The organism is Petrotoga sp. DB-2 (assembly GCF_054051725.1).
In genome coordinates, this window is record NZ_JBSVZD010000038.1 from 1 (window position 1) to 18149 (window position 18149).

At 28.9% G+C, this 18149-nt stretch carries 22 protein-coding genes; all 22 read left to right on the forward strand.

All coding sequences use genetic code 11. From position 1 onward, the window contains the following. Nucleotides 1-933, forward strand: a 933-nt coding sequence (locus tag ACW9JY_RS09560; protein ID WP_457284192.1) for an NAD-dependent epimerase/dehydratase family protein, incomplete at its 5' end; no start/stop codon positions are given. 64 nt (nucleotides 934-997) lie between these two features. Beyond that, a complete protein-coding gene (locus ACW9JY_RS09565; protein WP_457284193.1) occupies nucleotides 998-2305 on the forward strand; it encodes a glycosyltransferase family 39 protein in 1308 nt (435 codons plus the stop codon). A 584-nt stretch (nucleotides 2306-2889) separates the two neighbouring features. Next, a complete protein-coding gene (locus ACW9JY_RS09570; RefSeq protein WP_457284194.1) occupies nucleotides 2890-3189 on the forward strand; it encodes a hypothetical protein in 300 nt (99 codons plus the stop codon). Nucleotides 3190-3261: 72 nt separating this feature from the next. Continuing rightward, on the forward strand, nucleotides 3262-3990 hold the full coding sequence (locus tag ACW9JY_RS09575) for a DUF2334 domain-containing protein (RefSeq protein WP_457284195.1): 729 nt from the start codon (nucleotides 3262-3264) through the stop codon (nucleotides 3988-3990). 11 nt (nucleotides 3991-4001) lie between these two features. After that, the gene (locus tag ACW9JY_RS09580; RefSeq protein ID WP_457284196.1) at nucleotides 4002-5132 is read left to right on the forward strand and encodes a glycosyltransferase; all 1131 of its coding nucleotides are present in this window, start codon (nucleotides 4002-4004) and stop codon (nucleotides 5130-5132) included. Between the two features lie 357 nt (nucleotides 5133-5489). Further along, on the forward strand, nucleotides 5490-6518 hold the full coding sequence (locus ACW9JY_RS09585) for a glycosyltransferase family 2 protein (protein WP_457284197.1): 1029 nt from the start codon (nucleotides 5490-5492) through the stop codon (nucleotides 6516-6518). 431 nt (nucleotides 6519-6949) lie between these two features. Then, nucleotides 6950-8095, forward strand: coding sequence for a hypothetical protein (locus ACW9JY_RS09590; protein ID WP_457284198.1), 1146 nt, complete (start codon nucleotides 6950-6952; stop codon nucleotides 8093-8095). A gap of 67 nt (nucleotides 8096-8162) precedes the next feature. Continuing rightward, nucleotides 8163-8528 carry a winged helix-turn-helix transcriptional regulator gene (locus tag ACW9JY_RS09595; RefSeq protein WP_457284199.1) on the forward strand — a complete coding sequence of 122 codons (366 nt, stop codon included), beginning with the start codon at nucleotides 8163-8165 and terminating at the stop codon, nucleotides 8526-8528. After that, on the forward strand, nucleotides 8494-8958 hold the full coding sequence (locus ACW9JY_RS09600) for a hypothetical protein (RefSeq protein WP_457284200.1): 465 nt from the start codon (nucleotides 8494-8496) through the stop codon (nucleotides 8956-8958). The genes ACW9JY_RS09595 and ACW9JY_RS09600 overlap by 35 nt, the downstream gene beginning before the upstream one ends. A 19-nt stretch (nucleotides 8959-8977) precedes the next feature. Beyond that, nucleotides 8978-9988: a UDP-N-acetylglucosamine 4,6-dehydratase (inverting) gene (gene pseB, locus ACW9JY_RS09605; protein WP_457284201.1), complete on the forward strand. Its 1011-nt coding sequence runs from the start codon at nucleotides 8978-8980 to the stop codon at nucleotides 9986-9988. Nucleotides 9989-10004: 16 nt separating this feature from the next. Further along, a complete protein-coding gene (gene pseC / locus ACW9JY_RS09610) occupies nucleotides 10005-11126 on the forward strand; it encodes a UDP-4-amino-4,6-dideoxy-N-acetyl-beta-L-altrosamine transaminase (protein ID WP_457284202.1) in 1122 nt (373 codons plus the stop codon). Between the two features lie 33 nt (nucleotides 11127-11159). Continuing rightward, nucleotides 11160-12209 carry a pseudaminic acid synthase gene (gene pseI / locus ACW9JY_RS09615; RefSeq protein WP_457284203.1) on the forward strand — a complete coding sequence of 350 codons (1050 nt, stop codon included), beginning with the start codon at nucleotides 11160-11162 and terminating at the stop codon, nucleotides 12207-12209. Beyond that, nucleotides 12191-12766 (forward strand): UDP-4-amino-4,6-dideoxy-N-acetyl-beta-L-altrosamine N-acetyltransferase, encoded by a 576-nt coding sequence (locus ACW9JY_RS09620; protein WP_457284204.1) that lies wholly within the window; start codon nucleotides 12191-12193, stop codon nucleotides 12764-12766. The genes pseI and ACW9JY_RS09620 overlap by 19 nt, the downstream gene beginning before the upstream one ends. Beyond that, complete coding sequence (locus ACW9JY_RS09625; RefSeq protein WP_457284205.1) at nucleotides 12751-12966, forward strand: acyl carrier protein; 216 nt, start codon at nucleotides 12751-12753, stop codon at nucleotides 12964-12966. The genes ACW9JY_RS09620 and ACW9JY_RS09625 overlap by 16 nt, the downstream gene beginning before the upstream one ends. After that, nucleotides 12959-13180: a hypothetical protein gene (locus tag ACW9JY_RS09630; protein WP_457284206.1), complete on the forward strand. Its 222-nt coding sequence runs from the start codon at nucleotides 12959-12961 to the stop codon at nucleotides 13178-13180. Before ACW9JY_RS09625 ends, ACW9JY_RS09630 begins: the two co-directional genes overlap by 8 nt. Then, on the forward strand, nucleotides 13164-13304 hold the full coding sequence (locus ACW9JY_RS09635; RefSeq protein ID WP_457284207.1) for a hypothetical protein: 141 nt from the start codon (nucleotides 13164-13166) through the stop codon (nucleotides 13302-13304). Before ACW9JY_RS09630 ends, ACW9JY_RS09635 begins: the two co-directional genes overlap by 17 nt. A gap of 103 nt (nucleotides 13305-13407) precedes the next feature. Further along, nucleotides 13408-15033 carry an HAD-IIIC family phosphatase gene (locus ACW9JY_RS09640; protein WP_457284208.1) on the forward strand — a complete coding sequence of 542 codons (1626 nt, stop codon included), beginning with the start codon at nucleotides 13408-13410 and terminating at the stop codon, nucleotides 15031-15033. After that, on the forward strand, nucleotides 15030-15419 hold the full coding sequence (locus tag ACW9JY_RS09645) for a VOC family protein (protein ID WP_457284209.1): 390 nt from the start codon (nucleotides 15030-15032) through the stop codon (nucleotides 15417-15419). Before ACW9JY_RS09640 ends, ACW9JY_RS09645 begins: the two co-directional genes overlap by 4 nt. A gap of 31 nt (nucleotides 15420-15450) precedes the next feature. Beyond that, on the forward strand, nucleotides 15451-15789 hold the full coding sequence (locus tag ACW9JY_RS09650) for a methyltransferase domain-containing protein (RefSeq protein WP_457284210.1): 339 nt from the start codon (nucleotides 15451-15453) through the stop codon (nucleotides 15787-15789). Continuing rightward, nucleotides 15774-16295: a methyltransferase domain-containing protein gene (locus tag ACW9JY_RS09655; RefSeq protein WP_457284213.1), complete on the forward strand. Its 522-nt coding sequence runs from the start codon at nucleotides 15774-15776 to the stop codon at nucleotides 16293-16295. Before ACW9JY_RS09650 ends, ACW9JY_RS09655 begins: the two co-directional genes overlap by 16 nt. A gap of 2 nt (nucleotides 16296-16297) precedes the next feature. Continuing rightward, the gene (locus ACW9JY_RS09660) at nucleotides 16298-17329 is read left to right on the forward strand and encodes a PseG/SpsG family protein (protein WP_457284211.1); all 1032 of its coding nucleotides are present in this window, start codon (nucleotides 16298-16300) and stop codon (nucleotides 17327-17329) included. Then, complete coding sequence (gene pseF / locus ACW9JY_RS09665) at nucleotides 17326-18018, forward strand: pseudaminic acid cytidylyltransferase (RefSeq protein WP_457284212.1); 693 nt, start codon at nucleotides 17326-17328, stop codon at nucleotides 18016-18018. The genes ACW9JY_RS09660 and pseF overlap by 4 nt, the downstream gene beginning before the upstream one ends. Nucleotides 18019-18149 lie beyond the last annotated feature (131 nt).

Sequence of the window (18149 nt, forward strand, 5' to 3'; positions counted from 1 at the left end):
CATGATACCAGATTATTTAATCATTTGTTCATATTTCATTTTTTCTACCCACACTTTTTGGAAGAGAACCATATTTTAAAACAACATGAGCAATTCAAATTTAAATATGTAGATTTAAAAGGCAAAGAAAAATTAGAAGAAATATTCAAAGAAAATAAAATAGATATCGTTGTTAATCTAGCAGCGCAAGCGGGGGTAAGGTACTCTCTACAAAATCCTGACGTTTATATTCAATCCAACATTGTTGGTTTTCTCAACATATTAGAAATGTGTAGACATTACAAGGTAGAACATTTAGTGTATGCTTCATCGAGTTCAGTCTACGGATTGAATGTAAAAATGCCTTTTTCGGTTCATGATAATGTAGATCATCCCTTAAGCTTGTATGCTGCAACTAAAAAGTCTAATGAATTGATGGCACACACTTACAGTCATTTATATGGATTACCAACAACAGGCTTGAGATTCTTCACTGTTTATGGCCCATGGGGAAGACCTGATATGGCATTATTCTTATTCACTGAAGCTATTCTTAATGACAAACCCATAAAAGTATTCAATTATGGTAAAATGAAAAGAGACTTCACATACATTGACGATATAATTGAAGGAGTAGTAAGGGTATTAAACAACCCACCGCAACCAAATCCTAATTGGGATAAAACAAACCCAGATCCAGGAACTAGTAGCGCTCCTTACAAAGTATACAACATTGGGAACAATAACCCAGTAGAATTGATGAAATTTATCGAAACATTAGAAGAAAAATTAGAGAAAAAGGCAAAAAAAGAATTTTTGCCTATACAAGACGGAGATGTACCTGAAACCTACGCAGAAATCGATGATTTATTAAAAGACTTTGGATTTAAACCAAGTACCAGTTTAAAGGACGGAATAGAAAGATTTGTTGAGTGGTATAAGGAGTATCATTAAGTGAAAAAATCAATTAAATTGTTATAAACTTCCATTATATATATTTTTTAAAGGGTGAAAAATCTTGATTGCAGCTAAAGCAAAAGTAAATATAACAGAAAATTTATTAATAGTTTTGTTTATAACAATTGTAGGAATGGTAATTCTTTCTTTTCCAATAGAAGAAGGTATTGGTTTTGTATCTTTTTTAGGGATTTTAATTATCACCCTAATAATTGGGGCTAAAAATCCTTCAATCAAAGTAGCCTTAATAATTGCTTTTATTGTTAGGTTTACTCTTGCTTTAATACAGTTTTATGCTTTCCCCTTGCCAGATTCTACAGCAGATGCTGTTGGATTTGAGGCAGTTGCATGGGAGATGGCTTCTCAAGGGGATTTAATTCAAACCTTCACTTTTGGTGCTCGTTTCTATTCTTGGATAATAGGTAGTTTTTATTCCCTATTTGGTGTTCGAAGCCCCTTGTTTATGCAATCTTTAAATGTTTTACTTGGTATTTTAATAGTATTCAACGTATATAAGATAACTAAAATATTATATAATGATGAACGTGTGAGTTCCACAGCTGTTTTAATCACTTCAATATATCCGACTTTGGCATTATATTCCGCAATAACTCTAAGAGAAGCCTTTTTCACTTATTTTGCTAGTGCAGGAACAATATTTTTTGTAAAATGGTTAAAAGAGAATAATATAAGCACATTCTTATTGACTATTATTCTTTTTTTACTTTCATCTTTATTTCATACTGCTGGATTTTTTCTAATAATTTCAGCTTTCTTAGTCTTAATTTTCGAAGTATTCAAATTTTTAAAAAAAATGAAATTACCCATGAGGAGAATTACTTTAGTATTTTTTGGAACAATTGTTATTGCTTTTATGATCATAAGCGGGGTGGGAACTGACAAAATTATTGGTTTCTTAACTTCTGAAGATCCAACAGAAGCTTTAATAACAACGCAAATTGCATATCAAAGGGGGAGAACAGCTTTCCCAGCCTTTTTAATACAGGATTCTTTAATTGGAATTATTTTAGTTTTACCCATTAGATTTTTATATTTTGTTTTTTCACCATTTATATGGGATGTTTATTCAGCTGCTGATATATTCGGTTTGATCGATGCACTAATCCTTATCATTTTATTTTGGAATATATTTAAATTCAAAAAATATGACCGAAATAAAGATGTGGTAAAAATCATGACTTTTTTTCTAATACTAACATTACTAACAACTTCACTAGGTGTGAATAATGTTGGGGCTGCAATAAGGCATAGAGCAAAGTTTATTCCCATAATTATTTCACTATCTTCTTATAATTTCTTTTACAATTCAAAAGTTTTTAGGTTTTTAAGGAGTATTTTTATAACCTAATGAGGAAATTGAACGATTTGTCGAGTGGTATAAGGGGTATTACTAATTAATAAATTCAATTGAATTCTTATAAACATTGATTATATATCTTTATTGCAGCAAAAATAAAAGCAAATATAATTAAAATTTATCAAAGATTTGCCTTTTTTAGTTGTTTTATAGAATTTAGAAAACAATTTAATTTTTTTGAAATTAAGAACTAAAATTTACACAAAGATTCTCACCTAAGGAATCAAGTAGATGATTAAAGTTAAAAAAAAGTCAAAGGTTTAAGTTATTCTCAAAAATGGTTTTATGATAAGATATCTTTTATTGATTCTTTAAAAATAGTATCTTACCTACAAACAAATTATCGCAGAAGGAAGTTATTTTTTATTAGGGAAAAATTTTATACAATTAGGATTGATCTTACTAAAAGTATAGATGAATTATATAGCGGTTTCTCTAAAGAAACGAAATATGAAATAAGGCGAGCTGAAAGGGACGGAGTAAATGTTATATATAATTATAATGAAAAAAACTTCTTAAAAATTTATAATGCTTTCGCAGAGTCAAAGGGATTAAATAAAATAACAAAAGATAAATTGAGCTCTTTTAAAAATCATCTTTTAATATCTGCCTCTATTTCAAACAATGAAATAAGTTCTGTACATTTGTATTTGTGTGATGAGGAGATAGCAAGATTATTATATTCAGCAAGGAATACTGTCTGTCATTTGAAAAACTCAGAGATAGGAGTAGCAAATAGGTATTTACATTATAGAGACATGATATTTTTCAAAAATTTGAACTACAAAACATATGACCTTGGAGGCATCACCAAATCTGACAATGACGATTTGATAGGAATAAACAATTTCAAAAAAGCTTCGGCGGAAATATAGTCGAAATGTATCGTTATTATTCTTTTCTATATTGTTTTTTACTCAAAATATCAAAAAATGTGGGGTGAAAAAATGTTCTTGCTGCGGCTTGATGATGCAAGCGAATATAGAAATACAGATAGCTGGCAAAAAATTGAAAACTTGTTGGATAAACATAACATCAAACCAATTGTAGGAGTCATTCCAAACAATAAGGATGAAAGTTTTTTAAAAAAATACCAAAAAGATGAAAATTTTTGGGGAAAAGTCATAGAATGGCAAAATAAGGGATGGGCAATTGCACTTCATGGATACAATCATATCCTCGAAACCAATATAGGAGGAATGAATCCGATAAATAAGAAGTCTGAATTTGCGGGCTTACCTCTAGAACTGCAAAGAGAAAAAATAAGAAAAGGGGTTAAAATTTTTAACGAAAAAGGGATAGAATCTAAAATATTTTTTGCCCCTTTTCATACTTTCGATTTAAATACTTTGAAAGCGATACAGTTAGAAAGTAAAATAAGAATAATTAATGATACTATAGCCAATGATATTTATAAATTTAATGAATTTTACTTTATCCCTCAACAAGCCGGTAGTGTTAGAAACTTACCATTAAAGATAGTTACTTTTTGTTATCACCCCAATGAAATGAAAGCTAAAGATTTCGATAAACTGGATCTTTTTTTAACTAAAAATATAAACAAATTTATAACTTTTGAAGAAATAAATCTGAAAGATAGAAAATTCAATATATACGACAGAATTCTAAAATTTGTTTATTTTTCTCTAAGAAAATTTAGAAACTTCCGTAATTAGGGGATAAACTGATGAAAATACTTCATATCATTAATAGCTTAGGATCAGGAGGGGCGGAAAAATTAATCGAAGATTTATTACCCTTGATGAACAATACAGATGGAGTTAAAGTAGATTTACTTTTATTAACTGATAAAAATAATATGTTTGATAAAAGTTTGACTAAGTACGGTATTCAAATAGAAATTGTCCCAACGAATAAAATCTATAATCTTTTAAATATTTATTATATTAGAAAATATATCAAAATAGGTCAATACGATATTGTGCATGTTCACTTATTTCCTTCTTTTTATTGGGCTTCTTTTGCTTCAAAACTAATATTTAAAAACAAACCTAAATTTGTTCTCACTGAGCACAGCACACACAATGCAAGAAGAGAGAAAGGATATTTTAGAATAATAGAGAAATTTGTATATTCTAGTTATGATAAAATAATTGCTATAAGTCATCAAGCTCAAAATAATCTTATCGAATGGTTAAAAACAAAAAATAACAATCGATTCATAATTATCGAAAATGGAATAGATTTAAAAAAGTTCAAAGAGGCAAAACCCTATCTTAAATGTGAAATTAATACAAAGTTCGACGAAGATACGAAGCTTATTTGTATGGTAGGTAGATTTTCAGAAGCTAAAGATCAACCCACATTGATAAAAGCAATGAAATATATACCATCCAATGTTCATCTATTATTGGTTGGAGAAGGCCCTTTAAAAGAAAAAAATGAAGGGTTAGTGAGGCAGATGAAATTAGAAGATAGAGTCCACTTTTTAGGGTTTAGAGAGGATGTACCTAGAATATTAAAAACCGTAGATATTGTTGTTTTGTCTTCTAATTGGGAAGGACTTCCTTTATCGGCAGTTGAAGGAATGGCTGCCGGAAAACCTTTAATAGGGAGCAACGTTCCAGGTATTAATGAAGTTATTGATAATTATGGCATTCTGTTTTCAAAAGGCAATAGTGAAGAATTAGCTAATAAAATAAATCAACTTATCAACGATCCACTAAAATATAGCGAAATTGCCAAAAAATGTCAACTAAGAGCAAATTCTTACAATATAGAAAAAATGGTTGTTGAGTATATTGAGCAATATAAGATATTGTTAAATGATAAAAATCTTAAAATACATGAGCATTGATACCAGCCCAAAAAAGAGTTAACCAAATTCTTCAGTCTTTATTCTCGTTAGTGAATTTAATTCCAGTTTAATTACTTAGTATGAAAAGAGTAAAAAAGCAATTGAGTATATGAAAATATACTACAGAAGAACGTTGCTGATAAAGCAAAGCATAGAAAGAATAATACAAACATATGGAAGAAATAAAAAGTACAAACGCTGTCTTATACTGTAATGTTGAAGATAAAACAAAACTTGAAGGGTTGAAGAGTGAATTTTAGATGGATAGTATTTAAAGGAAGGGAATAGCAAATACGACTACCTCTAAAAGTAAGCTAAAGTTCTAACGTGAAAATTTTTTATATAAGGGGCTTTATTATGGCAAAAATATCTGTGATTATACCTGCGTATAATGTTGAGAATTACATAGAAAAGACTTTAAAAAGTTTAACTCTTCAGACATTTAAAGATTTTGAAGTAATTATTGTTAATGATGGTTCTACAGATAATACTGAAAACAAAATAAATTTGGTTTTAAGAAATGCTGATTTTCCATGGAAACTGTTAAAACAACAAAATCAAGGTGTCAGTGTGGCAAGAAATAACGGGTTAATTCAAGCAAATGGAGAATATGTTTGCTTTCTTGATGGCGATGATTATTATGATGCTTTTTTCCTTGAAAAAATGTTTAGTAAAGCCAAGGAAAATGATTATGATATGGTTGTTTGTAATTATATTAGAATTTCAGAAAACGAAAAGATTTTATACAAACCCTGGCAATGGGACGAGTCTTTAGGAAAACCTTTAAATGGTAAAGATTTTCTAAAAATAATTTTGCAAAAAGATTTTCAGCCAATAATAAGTAGTATTATTTTCAAAAAAAAGTTATTGATCAACAATAATTTAATATTTACAAAAAAATGTACTGATGGGGAAGATGTGGAATTTTCGATAAAAGCTTTATTTCATTCTAGATTAGTAATTAGCATTCCTGAGACTTTAACGTTTTATGTCAAGAGAAAATCTTCTGCAAGCCAAGAAAGTACTGTAAGAGCATTTCACTTTGTTGGAGCTATGAAAAGAGTTCTAAGATACTTAGAAAAAAATTGTGCTGAGGATGAATTGTTATTTTTAATAAAGTACAAAAGAATACCCCTAGCTTATATCACCTCCCTTGCCAAAATTTCTAAAAGCAAAAATCCAGAGAATAAAACGATCTTATTAAAAGTTATTAAGAACTCAAAAGTCAAAGAGACTCTACTTAATTACCAACCCAAAAGTTGGAAAGAAAAGTTGAAAGCTAGTATCTTAATTTATTTTCCCAGGTTATTTTATTTTGTATATAACAAAGGATTAAATAACTTGGATCTCCTCCAAAAAGTGTGGGAAGAAAAAAATGAAGGATAAACATATGATTAAATAATTTTGCAACTTTTAGAAAAATCGGAGAAACTGAGGAGTGGAGAGAAAAGCTAATATTTTGAAAATCAAAAAGTTCTTTTCTTTAAAGGGAGAATAAAGGGGTCGTCTGGTTTTTTATCACGAAATGACACAGTTATTTTTAACAGAAGATTCCATGAATAGACTAAAAGTTATTAAAAGGATAATGTATGGAAGAAACAAATTTGAGATGCTGAGACAGAAAGTTCTTATTCTTAGGAGGAGTAGATAGAGATCAATACTCAATGGATAGAAGTAGTATTCGATTAGCAATAGTATTAGCACTGACTGTTGGATCTAATTCTCTATTGAAGAAATGCTGTAGCTGAGTTTTTCTAATTGTCTAAGCATCAGTCTGAATGCCTAAAATTTAATTTCATCAAAAAGGAGGAAAAATTTTGATTTTAATTGTTTGTAGTACACCGATACAAATTATGAACGCTTTAAATTTAAAGCTTACCCTTTTAAAAAATAAAGCGGTTGATTTAATTATTTTAGATCATAGCAAAGACAATGTAATTTATTATGAAGAGCTTAAAAAATTCCAATTTTTTAATGAGTTATTCTTTTTAAAATCGAGAAATATGAGTGGAGGTAATAGTGAAATTAAGTGGATAAGATATTTAAAAACCGCTAACCATTATTTAAGAAAAAATGAATTACTCAAACAATCTACTGGCTTTAAGAAAAAATATGAAGAGTTTTTTGTATGTTATCCAGACATTCCTTCTGAGATAATATATTACCTCATAAAGAAAAATAATCCTTCCGTAAGACTAAATATGTTAGAAGAAGGTATTTTTGCATATACGTATTTTTTACACAAATATAGTTTATTAAGAAGAATGTTTACTAATTTTATTTTTGGAGGAAAAACTTTTAAAAATTATCAAAAGGCTTATATTTATAGGCCAGATTTCATGGAAGAATCTGGAGAAAATATAGAGTTAAAAAAACTTCCATTTATTGATAGAAATAATAATGAAATTGTTCAAATTTTCAACAATGTCTTTGAATACAAAAATACAGATAACACAGAATGGGAACAAAAAGTATTTTACTTTGACCAACCGCTTCAATTTCAATCAATAAATGCAACCGTATTAAAGTTAGTTGATTTTATCAACGCAAAATTATCCCCTAAATTTCGGTTGAATATTAAATTGCATCCTAGAACTGATAAAAATAAATTTGGAAATAAAGTAAGCGTCATTCAAACTCGAGTACCCTTTGAACTTGTAGTTGCGAATAATGAAGTGAAAGATAAAATATTAATATCAGTATTTTCATCAGCTTGCTTAAATCCAAAAATAATGTTTGACGAAGAACCATATGTGATACTATTATATAAACTGGTTGATTTATCAATGCTGGGGCATAATGAAAGAATCTTCAATATAGCTCACAAAGTAAAAGAAAGCTATAAAGCCAAAAACAAGTTTTTTATTCCTGAGACTTTTGAAGAATTATCGGAAATTCTTGTCTTTTTACTGTACCGTTCTCAACAAAATTCTGGGAGCCAAATTTCAACTAGGAATGATTGACAAATACCAAAATAGTTACTATTATCTTTATATATTGTTCAAAAATTGAACGAAGGTGTTGAATATTATGCAAGATAATGAGATACTTATATTAGAAGAATTGGAAAAGAACTCTAATATAACTCAAAGAGGCCTTTCTGAAAAAACAGGGTTATCCTTGGGAATGGTAAACAGACTTTTAAAAAAATTCATCAAAAAAGGGTTTGTTAAATTAGAAAGGTTAAACAACAAGAGTTTCAGGTACATACTAACCCCAGAAAGATTCAAAAAAAAGAGTAAAAAGACAATAGGGTATATGAAAATATACTATAGAAGAATATTGCTGATAAAACAAAACATAAAAAGAATAATACAAACATATATAAAGACATTAAAGAAGAAAAAATACAATTTTAATAGTGTCTCAGCCAAATATCGCATCTTTTTTTATTGAAATAGCTTCTGAGTTATCCCAAAAATTAAAAAATTTTAAAATAATATTCAAATTGCATCCTGGTGAGTGGCGTTTTAAGGAAAAATACGATATGCACTTTGAAAGTTATAATAACATATTTGTGGAAACAGGTACAGATATTTATAAACTAATAAAAAAAAGTGAGTATATAATAGGTCATACTTCTACATCTTTATTTGAGGCTTATGGCTTTGATAAAAAAATATTTGTATACGATGATTCATTATCTCAAATTTACATTCCCATAGAGATTGGAATGAGGTTTAGAAATGTAGATGATTTATTAGATAAGATAAAAAATAAATATTCCGCTAAAAATCATTCTGTAAATATCGATTATTTTTTTAATAGAAATTGGAAAGAAAACTACATAAAATTCTTGAAAGAAGAAATTAATTTGAATATCTAAAAATTGGAGGGTAATTTAAATGTTAAACGGTAAAACTATACTCATTACAGGTGGAACAGGGAGCTTTGGGAAAAAATTCATAGAAATGATATTTGCAAATTATGAACCAAAAAAAGTTATAATATACTCAAGAGACGAATACAAACAAAGTTTAGTAAGGCAGAAATTTTCGAACGAATTGACCAAGGAACAATTTTCAAAACTTAGATTTTTCATTGGAGACGTAAGAGATAAAGACAGATTATATAGAGCATTCAATGGAGTAGATATAGTAATACACGCAGCGGCGTTAAAACAGGTACCTTCCTGCGAATACAATCCATTTGAAGCGATCAAAACAAACATAAACGGTGCGCAAAACGTGATAGATGCTGCATTGGACAGAGGAGTAAAAAAAGTAGTAGCTTTGTCCACAGATAAAGCCGTGAATCCTATTAATTTATACGGTGGAACGAAGTTAGTTTCAGATAAACTATTTACCGCTGCGAATGCCTATTCCGGAGGAAAAGGACCTATATTTTCTGTCGTAAGGTATGGAAACGTTGCGGGTAGTAGAGGATCAGTGATTCCGTTTTTTAAAAGTTTAATAGAAAATGGAACTGATGAATTACCCATAACCGATTTTCGAATGACGAGGTTTTGGATAACTTTAGACCAAGGTGTAAAATTGGTATTCAAGGCTTTGGAAGAGTCAAAGGGTGGAGAAGTCTACGTTGCCAAACTTCCATCTTTCAGAATAATTGATTTGGCTAAGGCGCTGAAAGAAGATTGTAAATTGAAAGAAGTGGGGATTAGAGAGGGAGAAAAAATACACGAAGTGATGATTAGCAAGGATGATGCGAGATTTACATATGAGTATGAAAAACACTACATTATCTATCCTCATTTTAACTGGTGGAGTGTAGATACTCACTTTACAAACGGTGGGAAACCTGTGGAAAAAGATTTTGAATACAATTCTGGTACCAACAAACAATGGTTATCAGTGGATGACTTAAGAGAAAGAATAAAGAAATTAGACTTAGAATAATAAAGGGATGATGAAAATGGGAATACCATATGGGAGGCAATGGATAGATGAAGAAGATATTAAAGAAATTGAGAATGTACTAAGAGGAGATTGGTTAACTCAAGGTCCTCAAGTTGAAAAATTCGAAGAAGAAATAGCCACTTATGTGGGAGCAAAATATGCAGTAGCTTTTAACTCAGGGACTTCTGCATTGCACGGAGCAATGTTTGCAGCAGGAGTAAAAGAAGGCGATGAAATAATTTCTTCACCCATAACCTTTGTTGCTTCCACAAACGCTGGATTATATCTTGACGCTAAACCTGTATTTGTTGATATCGATGAGAGCACTTATTGTATTGACATAAACAAAATTGAAGAAAAAATTACTCAAAAAACGAAAGCTATAGTACCAGTCGACTACGCGGGGTATCCTGTTGATATAACAAAGATCAACGATATAGCTAAAAAATATAATTTGGTTGTTATTGAGGATGCAGCCCATGCGCTGGGCGCAGAAAGAAATGGAATCAAAGTTGGGACACAAGCAGATATGACTATGTTTTCGTTTCATCCTGTTAAACATATAACAACAGGTGAAGGGGGAATAATAACAACCGATAATAAAGAATATTATGAAAAGCTAAAGATATTTAGAACTCATGGAATAACCAAAGAAAATATGTCTCAAAATCCTGGACCTTGGTATTATGAAATGCAAGTTTTAGGGTACAACTATCGCATTACTGATATACAATGCTCCCTTGGAAGAAGTCAATTGAAAAAACTCGAAAAATTTATAAAAAGAAGGTTAGAAATAGCTCAAAAATATGATACAGCGTTTAAAAATAATCCGAATATTGAAATACCGCCAAAAAGTGAAAACTCCAAACATGTTTACCACTTATATCCAATTTTAGTCCCCAAAGAAGCAAGAAGTGAGATATTTCATAAGCTGAGAGAAAAAGACATTTACGTTCAAGTTCATTATATCCCTGTCCATACACAACCTTATTATAGAACAAATTTTGGCTACCAATATGGGGATTATCCAAAAGCTGAAGAGTTTTACGAAAGAGAAATATCTATACCTATATTTCCTAAACTAGCCGATTATGAACAAGAATACATAATAGAAACGTTAAATGAAATCACTAAGTGAGAAATCTATGAACAGAAAGGGGGGGGTCTTCGAATGAAAGAATTTAAAATAGGAGCCAAAGTAGTTGGAGGAGTAGCTCCTGTTTTCATTGTAGCAGAGATGAGTGCAAATCATTTAAAAAATTTCGATATTGCAGTAAAAATCATAAAAGAAGCGGCAAAAGCTGGGGCAGATGCTATCAAATTACAAACTTACACGCCTGATACGATGACACTAAACGTGGATAACGATTATTTCAAAATAAAACAAGGAACAATTTGGGACGGTAGAACTCTTTATGATTTATATCAAGAAGCTTACATGCCTTGGGAATGGCAACCGAAATTACAAAAAATCGCTAAAGAAGAAGGATTAGAGTTTTTTTCCACTCCATTTGACAAAACGGCGGTAGATTTCTTAGAAGATATGGAAGTCCCAGTATATAAAATAGCGTCCTTTGAAATAAATGACATCCCGTTAATCGACTATATAGCAAAAAAAGGTAAACCAATAATACTTTCAAACGGTGTAGCTGAAATCTCTGATATAGAACTGGCTATAAAAACTATAAGAAAAAATGGTATAAACGATATAGCTTTGCTAAAATGTACTAGTTCCTACCCAGCACCGATTGAAGAAGCAAATTTAAAAACAATACCCAACATGGCAGAAACATTCAATGTGGTTGCTGGTTTATCTGATCACACTCCTGGAATAGTAGTACCTATAACTGCAGTCGCTTTGGGTGCAAAGATAATCGAAAAACATTTCTGCTTAGACAGAAGTCTTGGTGGACCAGATGCTAAATTTTCTCTCGAGCCTGATGAATTTAAGCAAATGGTTGTAGCTGTTAGAAATGCAGAAAAAGCAATAGGAAGAGTGAATTATGAATTATCTGATAAGCAAAAAAAATCTAAAGAACATTCAAGATCCATATTTGTAGTGGAAGATATTAAAGTAGGAGAAGAATTTACAGAAAAGAATATTAAATCCATAAGACCTGGTTTTGGATTGCATCCTAAATATTATAGTTATATACTTGGAAAAAAAGCAAAAAGAGACATTAAGAAGGGGGAACCCCTCGAATGGAATCAAATAACTTAATATACTTTGTAAATTTTTTTAATCTAAACTCAGAATATAAAAATAAAATCAGAGAATGGAGAAATCAGTGGTTTGTTAGAGAAAAAATGATAAACAAATCTATTATTTCAAAAAAAGAACATGAAGAATTTATGACTAATTTATCTAAAGAAGATATGTTCTATTTATTTTTTTTCAATAGAAGACCTTTTGGAGTCGCTTCATTAAAAAAATTTGACAGTATTAATTATGAATATGGACAATATTTAATTAAAAAAGATGATTTTAATTCAGGTTTAGGAATAATAATGGAATATGTTATCCATAACAAATTTTTTAAAAATAACAATGATAAAAAAATATTGTGCAGAACAAAAACAAATAATGACAAAGTTATTAAAATACATAATAAATTCGGGTATAAAGATAAAAAAATTATTAAAATTAACGATGAAAATTATTTATTACAAGAAATAAATTATAACGACTGGGTCAGTAATAAACAAAATATAAAAACAACTTTAGAAAAAATATTTAAAATAAATTTAGAAGAGGTGACAGAATGGAAAGAAAGTTAATAGAATTAGTTAAAAAAATATTAAATATAGAATCCATAGAGATAGATACAAATAAAGATCAAATTTCAGAATGGGATTCCTTAGCTAATTTACAAATAATTGCAGAAGTGGAAGAAAAATTTAACGTTAAAATACCTTTTGAAAAAATATCTGAAATAAAAAATATAAGAGATATTCTTAATATTATAAAGAGTGAATAAATGGAACACAAATGATTTTAGGAATTTATTCAAAGTGATTGAAAGCATAATAAACCTCGTAAATAAATTTAAACATCTGTTAGAATCAACGAACGTTGAGAAACTTGAAGAATGGATAGAAAAAGCAAGTAACTTAAAAATCAGAAAGATAGATAAATTTGTGAAGGTGTTAAAAAGGGATATGCAAGCGGTTAGAAATGCTATTATATTATGAATACAACAATGGACTAGCAGAAGGTTCTGTGAATAAACTGAAAGTTATTAAAAGGATAATGTATGGAAGAAACAAATTTGAGATGCTGAGAAAGAAAGTTCTTTTTCTAGGAAATAATGGATAGGATTCAACAATCAGTGGAAAGAACCAGTATTTAGTTACCCATAGCACCATTTTTAAGTTTCACAGCTAAGTATAATATGCTTGTTATAAAGAGGTGAGTTATAATGATAATCGGAGTTTATTCAAATGTAACCCAAGAAGGAATTTGTAGAAAGTTAGAAAGAGTTTTTGAAGATATTAAAAAACCTGCAGGATACGGCAATTGGTATTTACCCTTATTAAACAATGATATAGAGGAAGACATAATATTTATTATTTTAGATGGACTAGAGTTGTTTAGAAATATTGAAGACATGGAAAAGGAATTAAGCAACTATATAAATATAATTGAAAAAGCAGTTAAAGATAATTCAGATAAAAAATTTTTTGTATCATCTATCGATGTACACGAAGACAGTATACATGCGATTAAAGATTTCAATATAAAAGATCAAGAAATTGAAAATAATTGGTTAAAACACTTACATAAACTGAATAACGATTATCCCAATTTTTTTATTTTTGATTTAAAAGAGTTAATTACTAACGTAGGTAGAAAAAATTTTTATTCTAAGAAATTGTGGTACTTAGGTGGGATGAAATTTAGTAATTTTGGGGAAAATATGATAGTTGAAGAGATTACTAAAATAATTAATGCTCTTGAAAAATCAAGAAAGAAATGTCTTGTTTTAGACTTGGATAATACCCTTTGGGGAGGAGTAGTTGCAGATATAGGAATTGGAAATATTGAACTTTCTGAATTTAAAGAAGGTGCAAGATATAAAGACTTTCAAAAAAGGATAAAAGAACTAAAAGAATTAGGTGTTTTATTAGCGATATGTTCAAAAAATGAAGAGAATTATGCAATGGATGTATTTGAAAAAAATAAAGAAATGGTTTTAAAAAATGATGATTTCATCATAAAAAAAATCAATTGGCAGCCTAAATCAAAAAATATTTCTGAGATAGCAGAAGAACTTAATATAGGTTTTGATTCAATTGTTTTTATAGATGACAGTCCTTTTGAAAGAGAAGAAGTTAAATCGAATTTACCGCAAGTAATTGTCCCTGAATTTCCAGAAGATACTTCGGAATTGGAGAATTTCATAATTGATGTTTATAAAAATTACTTTTATACGATAAATCAGACAGAAGAAGACAAAAAGAAAACCAAGATGTACCTTGACAATATTAAAAGGGAAACAGAAAAAAAGAAGAGTGCTTCAATTGATGAGTTTTTAGAAAAATTAAATACAAAAATATACCTATGGAAACTCAAACCAGAGAATTTACAAAGAGCTCATCAATTGATTCATAAAACTAATCAGTTTAACTTAACCACCAAACGTTACACTGAAAAGCAATTACAAGATTTTATGAATGATCCTTCTTATGAAATCTATGTGTCAAGGGTCGAAGATAAATTTGGAGATAATGGTACAGTTTTTCTGTTGATTGCCAAAAAAGACGATAAAAAGATATTAATTGATTCATTGATAATGAGTTGCAGGGTAATGGAAAGGTTTATAGAAGATAGGATCATATCTTATTTAGAAGACCAGTGGTTTAAAGATGGATTCGAGGAAATTGAAAGTACCTATATTAAAACAGAAAGGAACAAGCCGGTTGAAAATTTATTTGAAAGACTAGGTTATGAAGTTACATACAAAAATGAAAATAAAAAGGTATATAGATTAACTAAAACAATTAAACCGAATAGAAAAAAAATAGGCGAGTTGATCGTTGAATGAGGATACACCATATTGGATATGCCGTAAAAAATATTGACGAGGCTTTTAAACTTTTTAAGGTACTAGGCTTTGAAAAAGTGAATGAAAAAGTGGTGGACGAAGAAAGAAAAGTAAAAATATTATTTGTAAAAAACAATGAATATTTAGTCGAACTTATAGAACCTTACGGGAACAATTCTCCCATAGATAATATACTAAAAAATAGTGGAAGTACTCCTTACCATATATGCTATGAATCAAAAGATATTCTAAAAGATATTGAAATGTTAAAAAGCGAAGGATTTGTTTTAATCAGTGAATTATCCGAAGCACCCGCAATTAATAATCAAAAAGTTTGTTTTTTGTATAATAGAAAAGTAGGAATAATAGAAATTTTAGCAGAATAAAATTATTGCTTTAATCATGCGGAGGTTTAAAATGTGTAATTACAATGAATTTTATAAAATAAATGAGAAATTTAAAGTAATAAAATGTGAAGAATGTGGATTTTGGCATGTTTATCCATACCCTGATGACGAAACATTAGATACATTTTATAGAAAAGATTATTCAGATAACCTTAAAAAACACAATTTATTTAGAAAAGTTAATTATTTTAAAAATAAGAAAATTGATAATATTTTGGATATAGGTTGTGGAAATGGAGAGTTATTAGATGAATTTAAAAAACATGAATTTAAAACATATGGAATTGAACCATCAGAAAAAGCTTCTTTAAATGCAAAAAAAATCATGAAGTTATTAATTCTTCATTAAAAGAAAATTTATTTGAAAGAAAATTTAATTTAATATCGCTCAATCTTGTTTTAGAACACGTTAAACATCCATACAATTTTATAAAAAATATTTTAAACAATTTTTTGGAAGAAGATGGATATTTACTAATTGAAATACCTAATGATTTTAATGAGCTTCAAATAATATACCACGTAAATAATCATTTAGAAAATGAGATACCATATTGGATTCATTTTCCAGATCATTTGAATTATTGGAATTTTAATACATTTAGTAATTTTATTGAAAAATTAAATTTAAAGATAGTCTTTCAAACTTCGAGTTATCCTTTAGAAATGTTTTTGCTTTATGGTGATGATTACATCAAAGATAGTGAAAAAGGTTCTATTATTCATAAAAAACGTTTAAATTTTGAAGAAAATATCATTAAAGCAAAAGGTTTAGAATATTTATCTGATTTTTATACGCATTTATCGAAAAAAAACATTGGAAGGACAATTGAAGTTATATTAGAAAGGGTTTAAAAATGAAGATAATATTTAGAACGAATGGTGGAAAAGATATAGGTTTAGGTCATGTTTATAGGTGTATTTCTTTAGCTCAAGCTATAAGAGACGTGGCGGGCAATATAATAATCTCATTTGTTGCAAACAAAGAAGTAAAAACACTAATAGAAGAATATAAATTTGAATTCATTAGTTCGGATTCTTTTGATAATAAAGATATTCAAATAATCGAAAGTCAAAAGCCATCTGTAATAATATTTGATTCTTATTTAGCCAATAATGGTTATTTGAAAAATTTAAGCAAAATAAGTAAATTAATAATTTTTGATGATAACAATGATGCATATGATTCTTCTATCCCTTATAGAATAATTAACGGAAATTTACACGCTTTTTCTTTAGATTATACTAATAAACATGAACATTTTTTGGGTCCTAAATATTTAGTTATGAAAAAAGAATATTGGGAAAATAAAAAAGCAAAGAACAAGCGAGAGGATAATTCACGAAAAAATAACGGAAAAGATGCCAATGTTATTAGTGTTCTTATAACAACTGGTGGAACTGATTTCAATAAAATCATGCTTCAATTTATTAGGGCGTTTAAAGGGGTAAAAATAAATAAAAAATTAGTAATAGGTCCTTTATACGAAGAAGAATATATTGAAAAAATTGAAAAAGAAGTTTTTAACGATGAATCTTTTGAATTAATATACAAACCGAAGACATTGAAAAATTACATTAAAGATTCTGATTATATAATAACCGCTGCTGGTTCAACTATATATGAAGTGTTGACATTAGATAAGTTCCCAATAATATATGTTTTGGCTGATAATCAAAAGGCAATTGCTAAGGAATTAGAAAAATATGGGATAATAAATTTAGGGTACTATCCGGAGATTGATTATAATTATGCTAAAAAAATTATAGTATCAAAGGAATATGAAAAAACAAAGGAACATTCAATGATTGAAATGTTGTTCGATATGTTCGACGGTAATGGAGCTAAAAGAGTTGCAGAAGAGATTGTAAAGGAGATTCGTAAATGAAAAACTTAGCAATAATACCTGCCAGAGGCGGAAGTAGAAGAATTCCGAAAAAGAATATAAGAGATTTCCTAGGAAAACCAATAATAGCTTACTCGATTGAAGCAGCAATACAGAGTGATCTTTTTGACGAAGTGATGGTTTCTACTGACGATGAAGAAATAGCTGAAGTTGCGAAAAGATATGGAGCAAAAGTACCGTTTTTAAGAAGTCCACAAACAGCAAATGACTTTGCAACCCTTACTGATGTTGTAAAAGAGGTACTGGAAAAATATAGAGAAAAGGGAGAAACTTATGATTATTCATGTTTAATACTCGCAACCGCTCCTTTTGTTAAAGCTGAAAAATTGATACAAGCGTACAACTTATTAACAGAAAACAATGTTGATTCAGTGATTACGGTGACAGAGTACAGTTTCCCAATACAAAGATCGTTCAAAATAGAGCAAGGCTATTTGAAAATGAATTGGCCAGAAAATATGAATAAAAGGTCGCAAGATTTGGAAAAAACTTACCATGATGCTGGTCAATTTTGTTTTTTTAAAACAGAAGAATTTTTCAAACAAAATAAATTATATATGGAAAAATTGCTCCCTATAATTCTGGATAATATAGAAGTGCAAGATATCGACAGTGAGATTGACTGGAAATTAGCAGAATTAAAATATCAGGTGATTAATAACCAAAAATGAATGAAAAGAAAGAAATAAAAACGAGAAAGGTGCTTAACCATTTCAACTATAAACAAAATAGGTTCTATCACGAAAATAGTGGGTAATTAAGCTGGAGTTAAATTAAGTTTACCAAGGGCAATAAAGATAGT

Bases quoted from the DNA above. Each gene is read 5' to 3' on its own strand.
- ACW9JY_RS09575 (WP_457284195.1), top strand. From the start codon at position 3,262: ATGTTCTTGCTGCGGCTTGATGATGCAAGCGAATATAGAAATACAGAT.
- ACW9JY_RS09580 (WP_457284196.1), top strand. From the start codon at position 4,002: ATGAAAATACTTCATATCATTAATAGCTTAGGATCAGGAGGGGCGGAA.
- ACW9JY_RS09585 (WP_457284197.1), top strand. From the start codon at position 5,490: ATGGCAAAAATATCTGTGATTATACCTGCGTATAATGTTGAGAATTAC.
- ACW9JY_RS09595 (WP_457284199.1), top strand. From the start codon at position 8,163: ATGCAAGATAATGAGATACTTATATTAGAAGAATTGGAAAAGAACTCT.
- pseB (WP_457284201.1), top strand. From the start codon at position 8,978: ATGTTAAACGGTAAAACTATACTCATTACAGGTGGAACAGGGAGCTTT.
- pseC (WP_457284202.1), top strand. From the start codon at position 10,005: ATGGGAATACCATATGGGAGGCAATGGATAGATGAAGAAGATATTAAA.
- pseI (WP_457284203.1), top strand. From the start codon at position 11,160: ATGAAAGAATTTAAAATAGGAGCCAAAGTAGTTGGAGGAGTAGCTCCT.
- ACW9JY_RS09620 (WP_457284204.1), top strand. From the start codon at position 12,191: ATGGAATCAAATAACTTAATATACTTTGTAAATTTTTTTAATCTAAAC.
- ACW9JY_RS09625 (WP_457284205.1), top strand. From the start codon at position 12,751: ATGGAAAGAAAGTTAATAGAATTAGTTAAAAAAATATTAAATATAGAA.
- ACW9JY_RS09635 (WP_457284207.1), top strand. From the start codon at position 13,164: ATGCTATTATATTATGAATACAACAATGGACTAGCAGAAGGTTCTGTG.
- ACW9JY_RS09640 (WP_457284208.1), top strand. From the start codon at position 13,408: ATGATAATCGGAGTTTATTCAAATGTAACCCAAGAAGGAATTTGTAGA.
- ACW9JY_RS09645 (WP_457284209.1), top strand. From the start codon at position 15,030: ATGAGGATACACCATATTGGATATGCCGTAAAAAATATTGACGAGGCT.
- ACW9JY_RS09650 (WP_457284210.1), top strand. From the start codon at position 15,451: ATGTGTAATTACAATGAATTTTATAAAATAAATGAGAAATTTAAAGTA.
- ACW9JY_RS09660 (WP_457284211.1), top strand. From the start codon at position 16,298: ATGAAGATAATATTTAGAACGAATGGTGGAAAAGATATAGGTTTAGGT.
- pseF (WP_457284212.1), top strand. From the start codon at position 17,326: ATGAAAAACTTAGCAATAATACCTGCCAGAGGCGGAAGTAGAAGAATT.